The sequence below is a fragment of the Bacillus cereus group sp. BfR-BA-01355 genome, assembly GCF_022663675.1.
Lineage (GTDB): Bacteria > Bacillota > Bacilli > Bacillales > Bacillaceae_G > Bacillus_A > Bacillus_A thuringiensis_S.
In genome coordinates this window covers 24,072-38,608 of record NZ_JAKUFY010000048.1, presented here as the reverse complement: position 1 = coordinate 38,608, position 14,537 = coordinate 24,072, and the positions used below count along the sequence as shown (strand labels likewise).

Genomic DNA, 14,537 nt, shown 5'->3' with positions numbered 1-14,537 from the left:
TCTTGGTCACCTTGGTTTTTCTCATCTGGCATTTTATCATCTTGACCTTCTGATTTTGGTTCTTCTGTTTTGCCACCGTTAGGTTCTTCTGTTTTACAAGTCCCGAACTTATCTAACGTTTCTTTCAATGTTTCCTGGCTCATATTGCTCCAGTCTGAAACAAAACGGAATACAACAACATCACCAGACTCTAATTTATAACTATCTGCCCCAACTTGTGCAGATGTATCATTTACATCGTATGTCCAACCACTTGTAGCCCCGGCCATTAAACCATCGATGCCTTTTACATATGTTCCAAACGACATCGCTTCAGATTCTACTTTGTCCCCCATGACCTTTTGCAGCAAACTTAAAGCTGTTTCCCCATCTTTAATTTGCTCTTCTTTCGGACATAACATAATGCCTTTTTGTGATTCCCCAATAATTGCAAGTTTTGCTGTATTTTCTTCAGCAAACGTAATATGTACTGTATTCGCAAAAGAAACAAATACAAGTGTCACTGCCATTAACGACGTAAGCAGCCACTTTTTCAACATTGCCATCCCAAAATTTCCTCCCTTACTACCATTTACACAAAAAAAGGCCCTTCAAGGGCGTGCGATTGACACTCTCTTTTTGTAAGTGTCGAACAAAAATGTACAACACCTCCTACCCGCATTATTCGCGGCTATATTTGTATAGGAAAAATAATTTTGTTTATGAACGTATCATTGTGATAACATTCACTTTTCTTGGCACAACTTACTCCCATTTAAGTTATCGTAAAACGATAAACCTATACATTCTGTAAATTTTAAATTTCTGTATTATTTTACTATTGACAAAGAATTTTGTCCATGCTTTATCGGATTTATTTTCTAAGAATAATAACTTATTAACTCTTAACTATGTAAACTCTTTTCACTAATAATGACGCCATCTTCATCCGCATAAACATATTCATTTGGATTCCAATCCACTTGTCCAAAATGCAATGAAATATTTCGTTCTCCTTTTCCTTCTTTCACACTTCTATTTGGCATTGTCCCTAACGCTAAAATACCAATATTAATATTCTTTAGTTCACTAGAATCACGAACATATCCATTCACAATAATTCCTGCTAGCTTTCTTTCTTCCGCAATAGCTGCCAAATTATCACCAAGTAACGCACAATTCCTAGACGCTCCGCCATCAACAACTAATACTGTTCCTTCTGGTAATGTTTGCAATCCTTCCTTCACTAGTACATTATCATCTTTCACTTTTACAGTTGCAATTTTCCCGTGGAATTGTTCTTTCTTCCCAAAAGACCGAAAAGGCTGACGACATATTTGTAATTCCTTTTCAAATTCATCACATAGATCTGTAGTTTTCCACATCTTGTTCCCTCTTTTCCTTTTTCTTTCTACATAACATATTCTTGGCTTATTATCGTTTCCCTGTCTAATATTGCAATAATTTGTATGTACGGGAAAAGGATACAAAAACTATTGCCTTAAGAAGCTACCTTTATTATAATCTATTTCACGGATTTAATTCAGAATATTAAAATTAATCAAGTGGAGAAGGAGGAATTTTATGCAAATACAAACTGAGACAAAAAAACAATCTAGTAAACAAAAGTTTAAAATGCCCGATGCGTACGTACTACTATTTTTTATTGCTTTACTTTGCGCCATTGCTACGTATTTCGTTCCTGCTGGAGAATTTAAAAGGGTTACAAACGGGACCGTTACAACAACAATACCAGGTAGCTACCATTCTGTTCCGCAATCACCTGTAGGATTTGTCTCTTTTTTTACCGCTATTGAAAAAGGAATGACACTTGCTGCTCCTATTATCTTTCTAATTTTATTTACAGGTGGAGCCATTGCAATTCTTGAAAAAACAGGTGCCCTTGACGGTTTAATCTATCATGTTATTAACAAATTTCGTAATCAGCAATTACTTTTCATTTGTATAGTTGCCGCACTTTTTTCTATTCTTGGAACGACTGGCATTATCGTTAATTCAGTTATCGGTTTTATCCCCATCGGCATCATCGTTGCACGCACATTAAAATGGGACGCTATCGTCGGTGTAGCAATTATTTATTTAGGTACTTATGCTGGCTTTAATGCTACTATTTTATCTCCCTCACCTTTAGGCATTTCACAAAAGATTGCAGAACTTCCGATGTTTTCCGGAATTGGTTTACGCACCGCAATCTATATATCTTTTTTACTTGCCACTATCCTTTATATAAATTGGTATGTAAAGCGCTTGAAAAAATCGAATAAAGGAAGCATTCTTGGCGATAACTGGTTTCCAAGTAACGCTCTTTCAAGCGAAAAAGAAACAGAGAAAAAAGAAGTTCCTTGGACTATACGTCATAAATTAATTTTACTCGTTTCAGCTTTATCATTAATTGCATTTTTAATAGGCGCTTTTCGTCTACATTGGACGGACGCAGAAATGACTGCTACTTTTATTTTCATAGCAATTACAGCGGGAATAATAGGTGGTATGAAAGCAAACGATATCGCTTCTACTTTTCTAGCAGGTTGCCAAAATCTCATATACGGTGCTTTAATCGTTGGAATGGCTCGCTGTATTTCAGTCATTTTAGAACAAGGAAAATTGCTTGATACGATTGTTAACCAACTCGCACAAACTCTCGAAGGACAAAGCCCTGTATTTGGTGTTATCGGTATGTACGTAAGTAGTGCCGCATTACATTTCCTTATTTCATCCGGGACAGGAGAATCGGTTATTTTTATTCCGATATTAGCTCCATTAGCTGATTTCATGCACATTACACGCCAAGTTACAGTACAGGCTGTTATGCTTGGAGAAGGTGTAGTCAACTGCTTAAATCCAACTTCCGGTGTTTTAATGGGCGTTCTCGCAGCAAGCGGCATTTCTTACGGCAAATGGATTCGATTCATGGCTCCACTTGCATTCATTTGGTTTATCATTGGACTTGTTTTTCTTATTATTGGGGTGAATATTGAGTGGGGACCGTACTAAAATACCCATATATACTTAACTTGATAAAATATCTATCCTATTCTCCTCTTCAATCCTATAAAAATCATTTATTCTAGTAAACATATAAGAAGGGATTGATCATAATGATCAATCCCTTTTATCAAAATATAATACCTTTAAAAATCTTAGTTCCAAATTTTATTTACCCATTCAGGATGATCAATAAAAGGATTGCGGTTATGTTGATATTTTGTAAAAATCACTTCATTACGCTTTCGCTCTAAATCATCGACCGGGTCTTGTTCATTCCATTTTAATAAAACAGATAGTTTCCCCATGTATGCATCTTTATTGTTATTCACTTTTTCATTTAGTTCTAAATCTATTTCGCCGTTGTCCCCCTCGTAACGAACAGCCATATAAAACAGCATTCTAGCAATATCTCCTTTTACACTATCACGAGGTTCCCAAGAATCACTATCATATTTACATTCTGTCGCTTCAGAATGATTTACACCACCGTTATCAAAATCCAGATTTCCACGTGAACTATTTACAGATACATCCGTCGCTCTTAAATGATGTAGATCTGTTCCAGGTCCTGCAGTCGTTCCAAAGTCACCGTGAGATTTTGCCCAAACATGCTCTCGGTTCCAGTTATTTACTCCTGATCCATTCGTAAGCTTCCCTTGCGAACGACCAGTATATAAGAGTAACACATTATTTTTATTATTTGGATCTTCATCAGTATCTCTTAGTGCTTCCCAAACCGCACTGTATGATAACTTTGTATGATTATCAATAATATTATGCAGTTCCTTCTTTAATTCTAACCCCGTTTTTCCTATTGCGTTATTATAATATGTATCGTCATAACTTTTTACAATAATCTCTTGTGCTGATGCAGGAGCTACTTCACCGTGTATAGTATCTGTGAATGATAGCGATGCAGAACCTAAAATAAAAAATGAAGATAGTGTAATCATAGCAATCTTTGTATTTCGAAACTTCATATACCCATTCCCCTTTAAAATATAATTTGAAGCTATTCACTAAAAAGTGCTTTCTAACCCCCGAAACCTTTTAGAAATCCATACCCCTTTTCTGTTTATTTAATACACGACTCTATCCAGTCTGTATCACTTCTAAACTTTTTGTTTATTCACATTCCAAACAATTTCACTTTTTACATGGAATATCCTTCTCTTATAAAGATTATTAAAATATTCTTTACAATTAAAAAGTAGTTTAATATTAACTTATAAATTTAAATTTATTTATGCAATAATGCATATTTGATAAATACTTTAAAAAACAGTTTGAATAAAAAGCATTCAAAGAAAACCATGCCACAAAACAGATACAATCTAAGACAGAAATAATAAAAATCAAGATGATAGCTCGACTTTTCCCTTTTCTATAACTGTCTTTATTTTTGTGTAAAACCTTTCTTTCTCTGAATAATACGTACAAAAATAGATTGGATACCATGTAGGCACCAATCTATTTTAATTAAAGAAACTGTGTCAATTCTGAGTTCACAACACGTTGTGCAGTAATGATAACACTGTCAGCTGTTAGTCCATAAACACTATATAGTCCACCAGGTTGATTAGGAACAATTTGAACTTCATATTCAAATGCTTGTCCAAAAGCAGGATGAACTAAACTTAGAGTTGCAAAAGTAGAAGCATTAGAATTCACATTGAAGTTTACCTGTTCAATTAATACTAATGAACCGTCAAGTCTAAAAACTCTAGCTACTCCAGTAAGTGGGCCCGCAGTACGGTTAAGGATCTTTACCCTAACTCTATTTGCATTAGCAGGTTGATTTCCTACGTTTTCAATTGGTCCTGTAGTAAGTGCCATATAACATCACCCCCATTATATTATTATAATATTCAACGGTATATATTGACGTTATAGTTTAATTACCCAATTTATTTTAAATAAAAAAGCTTGTTTCTTATATTTTCTATAAGAAACAAGCTTTTTTTTTCAACTACCATTCCTAAGACAAGTTTATCCGTCTCGAAAACATTTACAGTTACTTGACGTTTATGCTGGAGCAGAACTACTACTATTTACTTTGCATTGAATCTATATATTTTTTAACTACTTCATATACATATTCTTGATTTGCGGCTGCTGTATTTGGGTTATATTTCCCGCCGTTTGTTTTATTATTAGATAATACTCGAATCCCTAAAAATGGGACATCATAAGCTTTCGCGATTTGAGCTGCAGCAGCTCCTTCCATTTCTTCTACAGATGTACCGTATTTTGTATGGAACCACTTAATTCTATCTACTTCATTATTCCAAAGGTCTGCTGAGCCTATAGTACCTTCAACCACTTTACCTTTTGTATATTTATCTTTTACCGCATTAGCTGCTGCAAGTAAATCCTTATCTCCTTCGTAGTATCGGATTTTCTCAGCATTTGGATCTTCTCCTGCACTTCCTTCAGAAGCCATTAAGTCCATAGATATCCATTTTGTCGGCTCAATTCCTTGATTCTCATCCATATTTGTTGTTTTTAATGAACCTATATTTGCAACTTGTTTTCCTAATACAATATCAAATACATTTAAATTTGGATCATGTCCACCTGATGTTCCTTGGTTAATAATTGCTGTAGGTTTATATTTTTCAATAGCCACCGCTGTAGCAGCTGCTGTATTCTCCATTCCTTTACCTGTTTTCGCAACGATTACAGGATAATTGTCGACAGTTCCTTTATAAAATACAAAAGTTCCAGACTTTTCTTCTTTCACATTTTTTAGCCTTTTCGCAAACTTTTCTGCTTCTATCGGCATTGGCCCTTGAATTAAGATAGGTTTTTGATTGCTTTTTTCCTCAACTTGTTTCGGACTCGCATTACATCCCGCAAGTATCGAGAATGACAATGCAACAGTAGTTACTAGGGCAGCACATTTTTTCAACGTATTCTTCTTCATAAATAATCTCTCCTCTTTCTCTTGTTGTGTTTTCTATACTCGATGCTTTTGGTCCAAACAAAAAAGTTCTAGAAATTGTAGAAGAATCTCTACTTTCTAGAACTACGGTAGTCAAAGTTAATTGAGCAAAAGATAAAACAAATGCCAAATTATAGATCGGTAGCGCTCATTAGCATAGAACGGCCGAATACTTTAACCCGTAGTCCAGTTCTTTCATTGGGAACTAGGTAGAAACGCTCGGACCATATTACCGAGTATATACGAGGGATGTTATTCAAAATTATTATATGGATAATATAACAAACTATTAGTGTGCGCGCAATTAAAACATGAACATTTTTCGTTAAGTTTTTAAAAAATGTTCGTTTTTAAAGATAAATCCGATAAAAAAATAACCTTCCCAAATAACTTACATCGTAAAAAAATTATATACTAAACTAGTTTATCCTACAGCAATCGTTAATGAAAATCTTCCTAAAATAAAAAGAAGTCCCATAAAACTAGAACTTCTTTTTATATGTATATTTACTTCGTTACCTCTCCAAACTGCGCTCTCGTCACTTTCGCCAAGTCATCCACTTTCAGCTCAATTTGTATACCAATCTTCCCGCCACTTACGATCATCGTTTCAAGTGATTGGGCGCTTTCATCGATACATGTAGAAAATAACTTCTTCATTCCGACTGGTGAACAACCACCGCGAATGTATCCTGACACTTTCGTAATATCTTTTACAGGAATCATTTCAATCTTCTTTTCACTTACTGCTTTTGCGGCAGCTTTTAAATTTAATTCCTCATCTACTGGGATGATAAACACATGATAATTTTTACTATTCCCTTGAGCGATTAACGTTTTATATACTTCTCTCACTTCTCGTCCAATTTTCTCGGCTACTGATACGCCATCAATTTTCCCATCGTCTGGATCATATGACATCATCGAATATTCGATCTTTTCTTTATCTAATATTCGCATCGCATTTGTTTTATCTTTTTTCATAACGTTCTCCTTAAAAGGTTATTTCATATTATTAAGTTTTATTATACACCCTTTTCCATTTCTCCTACATAACTTCACGTATATTTCAAAACTAAAAATATTGATAATTCAAAAATCATCTGATATAATTTGGAAAAACTTACGTTAAGGAGAGATTTGCAATGCGAAATTTTAATACTTCTTTCCAACTTCATCATCATACGTAACGCCGTGTATCCGAAGAAAAATTTTTCTTCGTGGGTACAGGGCTTTTCCTGTTGACCCACGAAGCGTTCATAAAGCTATGTGGGTATTTTTATACCTGCATAGCTTTTTTTAATTAAAAAAAGGAGTGATTACAATGGAAATGAAAAATGTAAAAGGAACGAAAGACTATTTACCAGAGGAGCAAGTGCTGCGAAATAAAATTAAAAGAACTTGCGAAGATACATTTGAACGATACGGATGCAAACCGTTAGAGACACCAATGTTAAATATGTATGAGCTTATGTCTTACAAGTACGGTGGTGGCGATGAAATATTAAAAGAAATATATACACTTCAGGATCAAGGAAAACGTGACCTTGCCTTACGATACGATTTAACTATTCCATTCGCAAAAGTCGTGGCAATGAATCCGAACATCCGCCTTCCGTTTAAACGTTATGAAATTGGGAAAGTATTTCGAGATGGGCCAATTAAACAAGGAAGATTTCGTGAATTTATACAATGCGACGTTGATATAGTCGGTGTAGAATCAGTCATGGCTGAAGCGGAACTCATGAGCATGGCGTTTGAGCTGTTCCGAACATTAAACTTAGAGATAACGATCCAATATAATAACCGAAAACTGTTAAATGGTATTCTTCAGGCCATTAACATCCCTACTGAATTAACAAGTGACGTCATTTTATCATTAGACAAAATCGAAAAGATTGGGATTGATGGTGTACGAAAAGATGTATTAGAGCGCGGAATTTCTGAAGAAATGGCTGATACAATATGTAATACTGTATTATCTTGTCTAAAGCTTTCAATTGATGACTTTAAAGACGCTTTCAATACTCCAATCGTTGCCGATGGAGTAAACGAATTGCAACAATTACAGCAATATTTAATCGCTCTTGGAATAAATGAAAATGCTATATTCAATCCGTTTTTAGCGCGAGGACTTACAATGTACACAGGCACCGTATATGAAATCTTTTTAAAAGATGGATCGATTACATCTAGCATCGGTAGCGGCGGTCGATACGATAATATTATTGGGGCATTCCGTGGCGATAATATTAGCTATCCAACAGTCGGTATTTCATTCGGTTTAGACGTTATTTATACAGCACTCTCACAGAAAGAAACGATATCATCTACAGCGGATGTATTTATCATCCCACTCGGGACAGAATTACAATGCTTACAAATTGCCCAGCAATTACGTTCTACCACTTCCTTAAAAGTCGAACTCGAACTAGCAGGACGCAAATTAAAACGTGCTCTTAATTATGCCAATAAAGAGAATATCCCTTACGTGCTTATTATTGGTGAAGAAGAACTTAGTACAGAAACCGTTATGCTGCGGAATATGAAGGAAGGTAGTGAGGTGAAGGTTCCCCTTTCTTCTTTAAGTAGTTATTTATAATACGAACCACCCTCGTTTGGGTGGTTTTTCTATTTTATAGATAAGGAAACAATTAGTTAACATAAAATAATTATATTATACTAAAAACCACAAGTGTTTAATATCCAATCACCTATCTTTTTTGGTAATATATAGATATTAATTATTTTAGGAGGATTTACTTTGAAAACTTACATACAAGCACTAAAGTGGCCTACAGGGATCTATCATCTTTTATTACTTCCTTGCTATTATATATTTCCAAGTCTTGTTAACCTAGATGGGATACCTTTACTACTATTGATTGCTTTACATATCACTACTATTTTATTAGCTAAAAAAGCAGGCATGAATACGTACGCTCATTATATAGGTATTATCGTTACTCTAGTTGCCTTCTTTCCTTATATAGAAATCCTTCTACATATGATAGCAGCCATTTTTCTTTTATTAGATGCTGTTTCTATGAATGCAAAAGAAGTGTATGATTCATAGATGGATAAAATGAAACTTTAATCCATAGAGTTTTGAGATAGGTTGGCAAAAAGGATTTACTTTTTAAGTAAACCTTTTTTTCATTTTTAATTACTTTCCTTACTCAAGACTAATAAAAGAATATTCTGTTTAATTTTTATAAATTTCTAAATATTTATAATACATTCAAATTAACATACATTTTAGTTATGTAAAAAATCTAAGTTTTAAGGAGATGAATCCATGCTGAAAAAGTTGGTAGCAGGTGCATTATTAACTGTTTTGTCGTTAACTGGAGGACTGGGATCAGTATCAGCTAGTACCGAAAAGGATTATTCGATTAGCTCTTTTGAATATGTAACTGTAGATGAAAAGACTGTAGATTCGTTTAACAAATTGGGTGCTCCATCTAAGGAAGACGTAAAAATAACTATAGTTCTACCGAAACAAAATCAAAATGGAGACTGGTTATCTTATGGATTTTCGAACAAAGAAAGTTTAGATTCTTTTATTGAAAAAGACAAACAAAGGTTGAATAATACAATCAATCCCCTTGGTGTTGGAGGGAGCGGACCTAATAGTACAGATTTCTATGAACATGCAAATAAAGGTGGCGAGTATTTTTCTCTTAGTAGCGGTTTTAAAAATTTGCCTCCTAATTGGCAAAATAGAATTTCTTCTGTAAGTACAGCATCCCCTACTGCTAGCTATTCGACAACGCTATGGGATCGTACTTCAACTGAAGGATATGGTAAAGGTATCGTCTTCAAACACTCTGATTGGTATGGTAAAACTGTAAACTTGAATGACTTTGCAATTTCAGCAGTTGAAGTTAAAAAGTAAAAAACATAGAAATAAAGTGAAACTTTAATCAGTGGGGGTTTTGTTCATCCCCCACCTAACTTCTTTGCTTCCACTGAATTTTGAGGTGGGGATCTTACTGCCCGTTAATGCGGGATAAAAGGTGTCTTTACGTATGGAAAACACCTTTTATTTCTACAACTCTTAACTATTATTTTTCGTATTCCTACTTTCCAAAACTTTCTCCATATTATGAGTCGCCCATTCCATCATTAATAGAATCATTGGACGTAGTGATTCACCAAGCTCAGTTAACGAATATTCTACTTTAGGTGGAACTTCACGGTATACTTCACGATGGATGATGCCGTCTGCTTCAAGTTCTCTCAGCTGCAGTGTTAACATTCTTTGTGTGATATTAGGTTTTAATCTTTTTAATTCATTAAACCGCTTTGTACCATCTAATAAATGATACAAAATAACCCCTTTCCATTTTCCACCAATAACCTCAACCATAGCTTCAACTGGACAAGAATATTTATTTAGAAATGGGTAATTTATATTATTTTCATTCGAACAATCCATCATAACTCCTTTCCCTTACCAATAGTATCTTTTTTGATACTATAACACAAAAATGTGCGTACTTGTGTCTATGTTACTTTAAAAATATAATTTACTTACAAAATAAATTAACGAAAAGAGGAACTTTTATGACAAATACAAAAGAAATTACAAAAGAGAAAATTATGGAGGCTTTTCATTTCAGACATGCATGTAAAGAGTTCGATCCTATACACAAAATTTCAGAAGAGGATTTTAAATTCATTTTAGAAACAGGCAGATTATCTCCTTCTTCTTTTGGATATGAGCCTTGGAAATTTATTGTCGTACAAAATAAAGAATTAAGAGAAAAACTACAACCGTATTCATGGGGCGCTGGTGGGCAACTTGCAACAGCAAGCCACTTCGTCATTGTTCTTTCAAGAAACATTAAAGATATGCACTATGATGCAGAGTATATTAAATATATGATGAACGATATTATTGGATTGCCTGAAGACACTCAAAAAATTAGATATGAATTCTTCAAAAAGTTCCAGGAAACAGATTTTAACTTATTACAATCCGATCGTGCTGTATTTGATTGGGCATCCAAGCAATCTTATATCGCTTTAGGTAATATGATGACGAGCGCAGCTCAAATCAGTATTGATTCTTGTCCAATAGAAGGATTTGATAAAGAGGAAGTAGATTCTTTACTTCGTCAAGAAGGCATTATACAAGGCGATAACTTTGAAGCATCAGTTATGGTTGCCTTTGGTTACCGTAAAGAAGAGCCAAAGCGTGATAAAACAAGACAGACTATGGATACAATTGTTGAATGGATTAAGTAATATAGCACACACAAATAATGCTCCTAATAGCTGGATACTTATACTAAAGAACTATCAGTCGTTTTTCTTATGTATGAATTTGATTTTTCATGGAAAGATATATTAGTATGTATACAGTTTGAGCGCTCTATTTTTTAGAGTCGAACAGGAGGAGAATGAATATGTCTGATATTGAAGTTGGCGAAGTGTTTACTCTTAGTGATGAGAATAACGAAGAGCAAGAAGTAGAAGTACTTGGAGCGATGGATGTCGAAGGCGCAGAATATATTGCAGTTGCCTTTGTTGAAGATATCCAAACAGAAACTGAGGAAGACATTGATATTTTCTTTTTAAAAGTAGAAGAAGATAATGAGTTTTCATACATTGAAAATGATGAAGAGTTTGATAAAGTATCTGCTGCGTTTGAAAAGATTTTGGATGAGCAAGAGCAAGAATAGTATGAATGAAAAACATGAGGGCGGATGCATATCCGCCCTCTTTTTATTTATTACTCATCCAGAGACTCACGCAGTAATTGCAGTACATCTTTCATCGCAAAAGGTCCATCTTTTTTAACATGCTCCGCAAATTCTGAAACGAGACGTAATGTTCTCACACTTTCGATTGGATGTTCTCCTGATGCACTTTCAGCTGAAAGCATAACTGCATTCGTCCCGTCCAGTACAGCTTGAAACACATCAGTCACCTCTGCTCTTGTTGGAATAGAATGATCTACCATAGATTGAAGCATTTGTGTTGCTGTAATGACATATGTATTCGTTCGATTACATTCCTGAATCATCATTTTCTGTAAAAGCGGAATGCATTGATACGGTAACTCTACTCCTAAATCGCCCCTTGCAATCATAATTCCATCTGCTTCTTTACATATATCTTGAAAATTCTCGATTGCTTCCATCGTTTCTATTTTTGCAATTACATTAGGTGACGTTTCTTTATACTGTTGTATAAAATCCCGTATTTCTTTTATATGACTAGGTTTTCTTACGAAAGAACACGCGATAAAATCAACATTCTCTTCTAAAAGAAACTGAATATCTTTTTTATCTTTCTCTGTAATAGCTGGTAAACGAACAGCCGCATCTGGTAAATTAACTCCTTTATGAGATGAGATATTGCCACCTGTTTTTACCTTCGTTTCTATTTTGTCCGTACTTATCTTTTCAACAATTAATTCAACTTCTCCATCATTAATCAAAATTCTACTGTCTACTTTCACATCATTCGCAATTCCTTCATAATCAACGCTTGCTTCTGTATTACTCCCTGTAACTGGTTGTGTATGTAAAATAAAAGAATCTCCTGCCTGAAGTGTAATTTGCTCTCCCTTCACTTCACCTAATCTTATTTTAGGACCTTGTACATCACCCAAAAATTTAATAGAGTCATCTAATGATTTCACTAAACGAATGATGTCTTTATGACTTTCATGCGTGCCATGCGATAAATTTAGTCGAACAATTTTCATACCATTCTTTATTAACTGTGCTAACGTTTCTTTATTATTACTTGCGGGTCCAATTGTACAAATTCGATCAATTGTCATTTTTGTCACCATCCTTTTTTAAATAAGTTTCCCATATGAATTTAAAAATAACAGACATAATGACATGAATAGATTAAAATTTACACAAATTTCATAAGGTTAAACCTATATTCCTTGCTGGCTAAGCATTAGAAGATATATTCGCTTTTTTGCAAATGAAGATATGTTGAATTGAAAGTAAAAGAAAAGTTAAATATGGGATAAACCATTGAGAATTTCGAATTTTTCATATATTGTACGAATTGAGTTCGAACTCAAAAATTTAAAAAGGTGGGAAAATTAGTGAATATGAAAAAATCTTTATCGGTGACAACTTTAGGGTTAGCGGTTTTAGGTTTTGGTTTTACTAATAACGCAAGTGCTTCAGAGGTCGACACTGTAGACAAGCAGCCCGTTTTAGTTGACTTTGATACAATTCAATCAACAAAAACATCTATTGTTCCTAGTTTGACTGTTGCAGCTGCACCTAAGAATGACTCTAACATTAGCGTATATACTCCCTTTTTTGGTAACCCATATGCAGTTGCGAAATCGAAATCAACTACGACCGAAGACTATGTTTATGCAAAAGCAAGAACTTTCAATGGCGATGGCTCATTAGTAAATACGAAAAGTAATAGTGCAAAAAAATCATCCTTTGTAAATGCTACAGCGACCAACACAAGCGTTTATTATGGAGATGATTACGCTATCGGTAATCATACCTATAAATTAAGTGGTTATAATGATGTAAATCACGAAACAAAAGCCTTCTGGTAAGAAAGAGAAAAAAGATATGCATCTTGCATATCTTTTTTCTCTAATACTTTACATATATTGAGGTGCTATTTATGAAACAAATATATATTATTAGCGGTGTTTTACTTATTTCATTACTTACAATTTATATTTTGTTCAATACTTCAATCATACAACCTCATCCTCTTTCCATAGAAAATAAACGAGAGCAACAAACCAATACTATTTCTTACGGATTGAAGGATAATCAAGGCCAACATATCAACAATGGCAGTACAATTACTAGTGAGGATAATAAAATTAATGTAACATTATCATTCGTACATACTATTAATGAAAACCGAAAATATGGATTAATTGTTCTAGAAGATTACGAACAAAAACCTTTTAGAATAGAAGATACTACTAATGAAATATCACACTATTTTTTTGATATGAAACCAAACAGTTCAATTACTACGAAAATCTCTTTACACACCTCTCCTAATGGAAATGAATTAACCTTTTTAATAATTAAAAAACCTGAATACAAATTAAAAGATAATAACTTAAATAAAGCAGCAATTTTAGAAGATATTCTAAGTATGCGATATTCAATGCATCCTTTTCAGAAAGAAAACGAAAAAATAAAACTCTCCCTTATAGATCCAGATGCTATTTTAAAAGATGGTCTTTACGAACCATTATTTGTTACGAACCGTGAAGAGAACTTACAAACTGTCTTCTTTGAAAAGGAAGGCAAGCAATTAACCCTATCAAACGGTAATGAAACGAATGATGAAATGACTTACGCAATCGTAGCTTTTAAAGATTGGAAACAAGTTGAAATATTTAACAATAGAAAAGTCGTTTATACTAAGGTTGCACCTGAAACAAGACAAATCTTTAATTTCACATTGCCTTCAGTGGATCAGGAAAGTAATTTTCAACTCGTCGCTTTTCCATTTCCTTTTAAAGTTAGCGAAGAAGATTATATCAGTCAACAAGCATTCAGTTCCTTTCGCATCGTAATTGAAAATGATAATAAATAAGTTATACTGTGCACATTACAACAACCTAAAAAAGGCC

Annotated in this window: 16 protein-coding genes and 1 riboswitch; of the genes, 8 read left to right on the top strand and 8 right to left on the bottom strand. The window is 33.9% G+C overall.

All coding sequences use genetic code 11. The annotated features are described in order from the left end of the window. Both MR167_RS17030 and rraA read right to left on the bottom strand, forming a co-directional pair. A partial coding sequence (locus MR167_RS17030) for a DUF4430 domain-containing protein (RefSeq protein WP_242315055.1) occupies positions 1-545 on the bottom strand: 545 nt, incomplete at its 3' end. Positions 546-884: 339 nt separating this feature from the next. Continuing rightward, entirely contained in the window at positions 885-1,364 is a 480-nt protein-coding gene (rraA, locus tag MR167_RS17025) for a ribonuclease E activity regulator RraA (RefSeq protein ID WP_000266028.1), read from the bottom strand. 199 nt (positions 1,365-1,563) lie between these two features. Here rraA and MR167_RS17020 point away from each other — a divergent pair, with 199 nt between their 5' ends. Beyond that, entirely contained in the window at positions 1,564-2,994 is a 1,431-nt protein-coding gene (locus MR167_RS17020; protein WP_184121239.1) for a YfcC family protein, read from the top strand. A 146-nt stretch (positions 2,995-3,140) separates the two neighbouring features. Here the strand turns inward: MR167_RS17020 and MR167_RS17015 are convergent, their stop codons facing one another. From MR167_RS17015 to ybaK, 4 genes are all read right to left on the bottom strand, one after another. Further along, positions 3,141-3,968: an endonuclease I family protein gene (locus MR167_RS17015; protein ID WP_000672181.1), complete on the bottom strand. Its 828-nt coding sequence runs from the start codon at positions 3,966-3,968 to the stop codon at positions 3,141-3,143. A 499-nt stretch (positions 3,969-4,467) separates the two neighbouring features. Then, complete coding sequence (locus MR167_RS17010; RefSeq protein ID WP_001229421.1) at positions 4,468-4,824, bottom strand: hypothetical protein; 357 nt, start codon at positions 4,822-4,824, stop codon at positions 4,468-4,470. Positions 4,825-5,035: 211 nt separating this feature from the next. Beyond that, positions 5,036-5,914, bottom strand: a complete 879-nt coding sequence (locus MR167_RS17005; protein ID WP_000742457.1) for a 5'-methylthioadenosine/S-adenosylhomocysteine nucleosidase — start codon at positions 5,912-5,914, stop codon at positions 5,036-5,038. A gap of 180 nt (positions 5,915-6,094) precedes the next feature. Next, a riboswitch (purine riboswitch) is annotated at positions 6,095-6,198 on the bottom strand. Between the two features lie 241 nt (positions 6,199-6,439). Continuing rightward, complete coding sequence (ybaK, locus tag MR167_RS17000) at positions 6,440-6,916, bottom strand: Cys-tRNA(Pro) deacylase (protein ID WP_000710860.1); 477 nt, start codon at positions 6,914-6,916, stop codon at positions 6,440-6,442. Positions 6,917-7,256: 340 nt separating this feature from the next. On the opposite strand from ybaK, the gene MR167_RS16995 reads away from it, so the two are divergent. From MR167_RS16995 to MR167_RS16985, 3 genes are all read left to right on the top strand, one after another. Beyond that, positions 7,257-8,534, top strand: coding sequence for a histidine--tRNA ligase (locus MR167_RS16995; RefSeq protein ID WP_000425329.1), 1,278 nt, complete (start codon positions 7,257-7,259; stop codon positions 8,532-8,534). Between the two features lie 162 nt (positions 8,535-8,696). After that, complete coding sequence (locus MR167_RS16990) at positions 8,697-9,008, top strand: hypothetical protein (protein WP_000860703.1); 312 nt, start codon at positions 8,697-8,699, stop codon at positions 9,006-9,008. A gap of 222 nt (positions 9,009-9,230) precedes the next feature. After that, positions 9,231-9,830 (top strand): hypothetical protein, encoded by a 600-nt coding sequence (locus MR167_RS16985; RefSeq protein WP_242315053.1) that lies wholly within the window; start codon positions 9,231-9,233, stop codon positions 9,828-9,830. A gap of 162 nt (positions 9,831-9,992) precedes the next feature. Here the strand turns inward: MR167_RS16985 and MR167_RS16980 are convergent, their stop codons facing one another. Then, positions 9,993-10,373 carry a winged helix-turn-helix transcriptional regulator gene (locus MR167_RS16980; RefSeq protein ID WP_000340656.1) on the bottom strand — a complete coding sequence of 127 codons (381 nt, stop codon included), beginning with the start codon at positions 10,371-10,373 and terminating at the stop codon, positions 9,993-9,995. Between the two features lie 128 nt (positions 10,374-10,501). Between MR167_RS16980 and MR167_RS16975 the strand changes: the two genes are divergently transcribed. Continuing rightward, positions 10,502-11,185 (top strand): NAD(P)H-dependent oxidoreductase, encoded by a 684-nt coding sequence (locus MR167_RS16975; RefSeq protein ID WP_242315051.1) that lies wholly within the window; start codon positions 10,502-10,504, stop codon positions 11,183-11,185. Between the two features lie 155 nt (positions 11,186-11,340). After that, positions 11,341-11,622, top strand: coding sequence for a DUF1292 domain-containing protein (locus MR167_RS16970; RefSeq protein WP_002005464.1), 282 nt, complete (start codon positions 11,341-11,343; stop codon positions 11,620-11,622). A gap of 50 nt (positions 11,623-11,672) precedes the next feature. Here MR167_RS16970 and MR167_RS16965 read toward each other — a convergent pair whose 3' ends face one another. Beyond that, positions 11,673-12,731, bottom strand: a complete 1,059-nt coding sequence (locus MR167_RS16965) for a pyruvate kinase (protein WP_000151077.1) — start codon at positions 12,729-12,731, stop codon at positions 11,673-11,675. Positions 12,732-13,013: 282 nt separating this feature from the next. On the opposite strand from MR167_RS16965, the gene MR167_RS16960 reads away from it, so the two are divergent. Together MR167_RS16960 and MR167_RS16955 are read left to right on the top strand one after the other, a co-directional pair. Further along, complete coding sequence (locus MR167_RS16960; protein ID WP_001056350.1) at positions 13,014-13,490, top strand: hypothetical protein; 477 nt, start codon at positions 13,014-13,016, stop codon at positions 13,488-13,490. A 71-nt stretch (positions 13,491-13,561) separates the two neighbouring features. Next, positions 13,562-14,500 carry a hypothetical protein gene (locus tag MR167_RS16955; protein ID WP_000810164.1) on the top strand — a complete coding sequence of 313 codons (939 nt, stop codon included), beginning with the start codon at positions 13,562-13,564 and terminating at the stop codon, positions 14,498-14,500. The last annotated feature ends 37 nt before the right edge of the window (positions 14,501-14,537 follow it).

Excerpts from the sequence above, each read along its gene's own strand:
- MR167_RS17015 (WP_000672181.1), bottom strand. The coding sequence starts at position 3,968 with ATGAAGTTTCGAAATACAAAGATTGCTATGATTACACTATCTTCATTT.
- rraA (WP_000266028.1), bottom strand. The coding sequence starts at position 1,364 with ATGTGGAAAACTACAGATCTATGTGATGAATTTGAAAAGGAATTACAA.
- MR167_RS16975 (WP_242315051.1), top strand. The coding sequence starts at position 10,502 with ATGACAAATACAAAAGAAATTACAAAAGAGAAAATTATGGAGGCTTTT.
- MR167_RS17020 (WP_184121239.1), top strand. The coding sequence starts at position 1,564 with ATGCAAATACAAACTGAGACAAAAAAACAATCTAGTAAACAAAAGTTT.
- MR167_RS16955 (WP_000810164.1), top strand. The coding sequence starts at position 13,562 with ATGAAACAAATATATATTATTAGCGGTGTTTTACTTATTTCATTACTT.
- ybaK (WP_000710860.1), bottom strand. The coding sequence starts at position 6,916 with ATGAAAAAAGATAAAACAAATGCGATGCGAATATTAGATAAAGAAAAG.
- MR167_RS16965 (WP_000151077.1), bottom strand. The coding sequence starts at position 12,731 with ATGACAATTGATCGAATTTGTACAATTGGACCCGCAAGTAATAATAAA.
- MR167_RS16985 (WP_242315053.1), top strand. The coding sequence starts at position 9,231 with ATGCTGAAAAAGTTGGTAGCAGGTGCATTATTAACTGTTTTGTCGTTA.
- MR167_RS16980 (WP_000340656.1), bottom strand. The coding sequence starts at position 10,373 with ATGGATTGTTCGAATGAAAATAATATAAATTACCCATTTCTAAATAAA.
- MR167_RS16970 (WP_002005464.1), top strand. The coding sequence starts at position 11,341 with ATGAATATGTCTGATATTGAAGTTGGCGAAGTGTTTACTCTTAGTGAT.
- MR167_RS17010 (WP_001229421.1), bottom strand. The coding sequence starts at position 4,824 with ATGGCACTTACTACAGGACCAATTGAAAACGTAGGAAATCAACCTGCT.
- MR167_RS17005 (WP_000742457.1), bottom strand. The coding sequence starts at position 5,914 with ATGAAGAAGAATACGTTGAAAAAATGTGCTGCCCTAGTAACTACTGTT.
- MR167_RS16995 (WP_000425329.1), top strand. The coding sequence starts at position 7,257 with ATGGAAATGAAAAATGTAAAAGGAACGAAAGACTATTTACCAGAGGAG.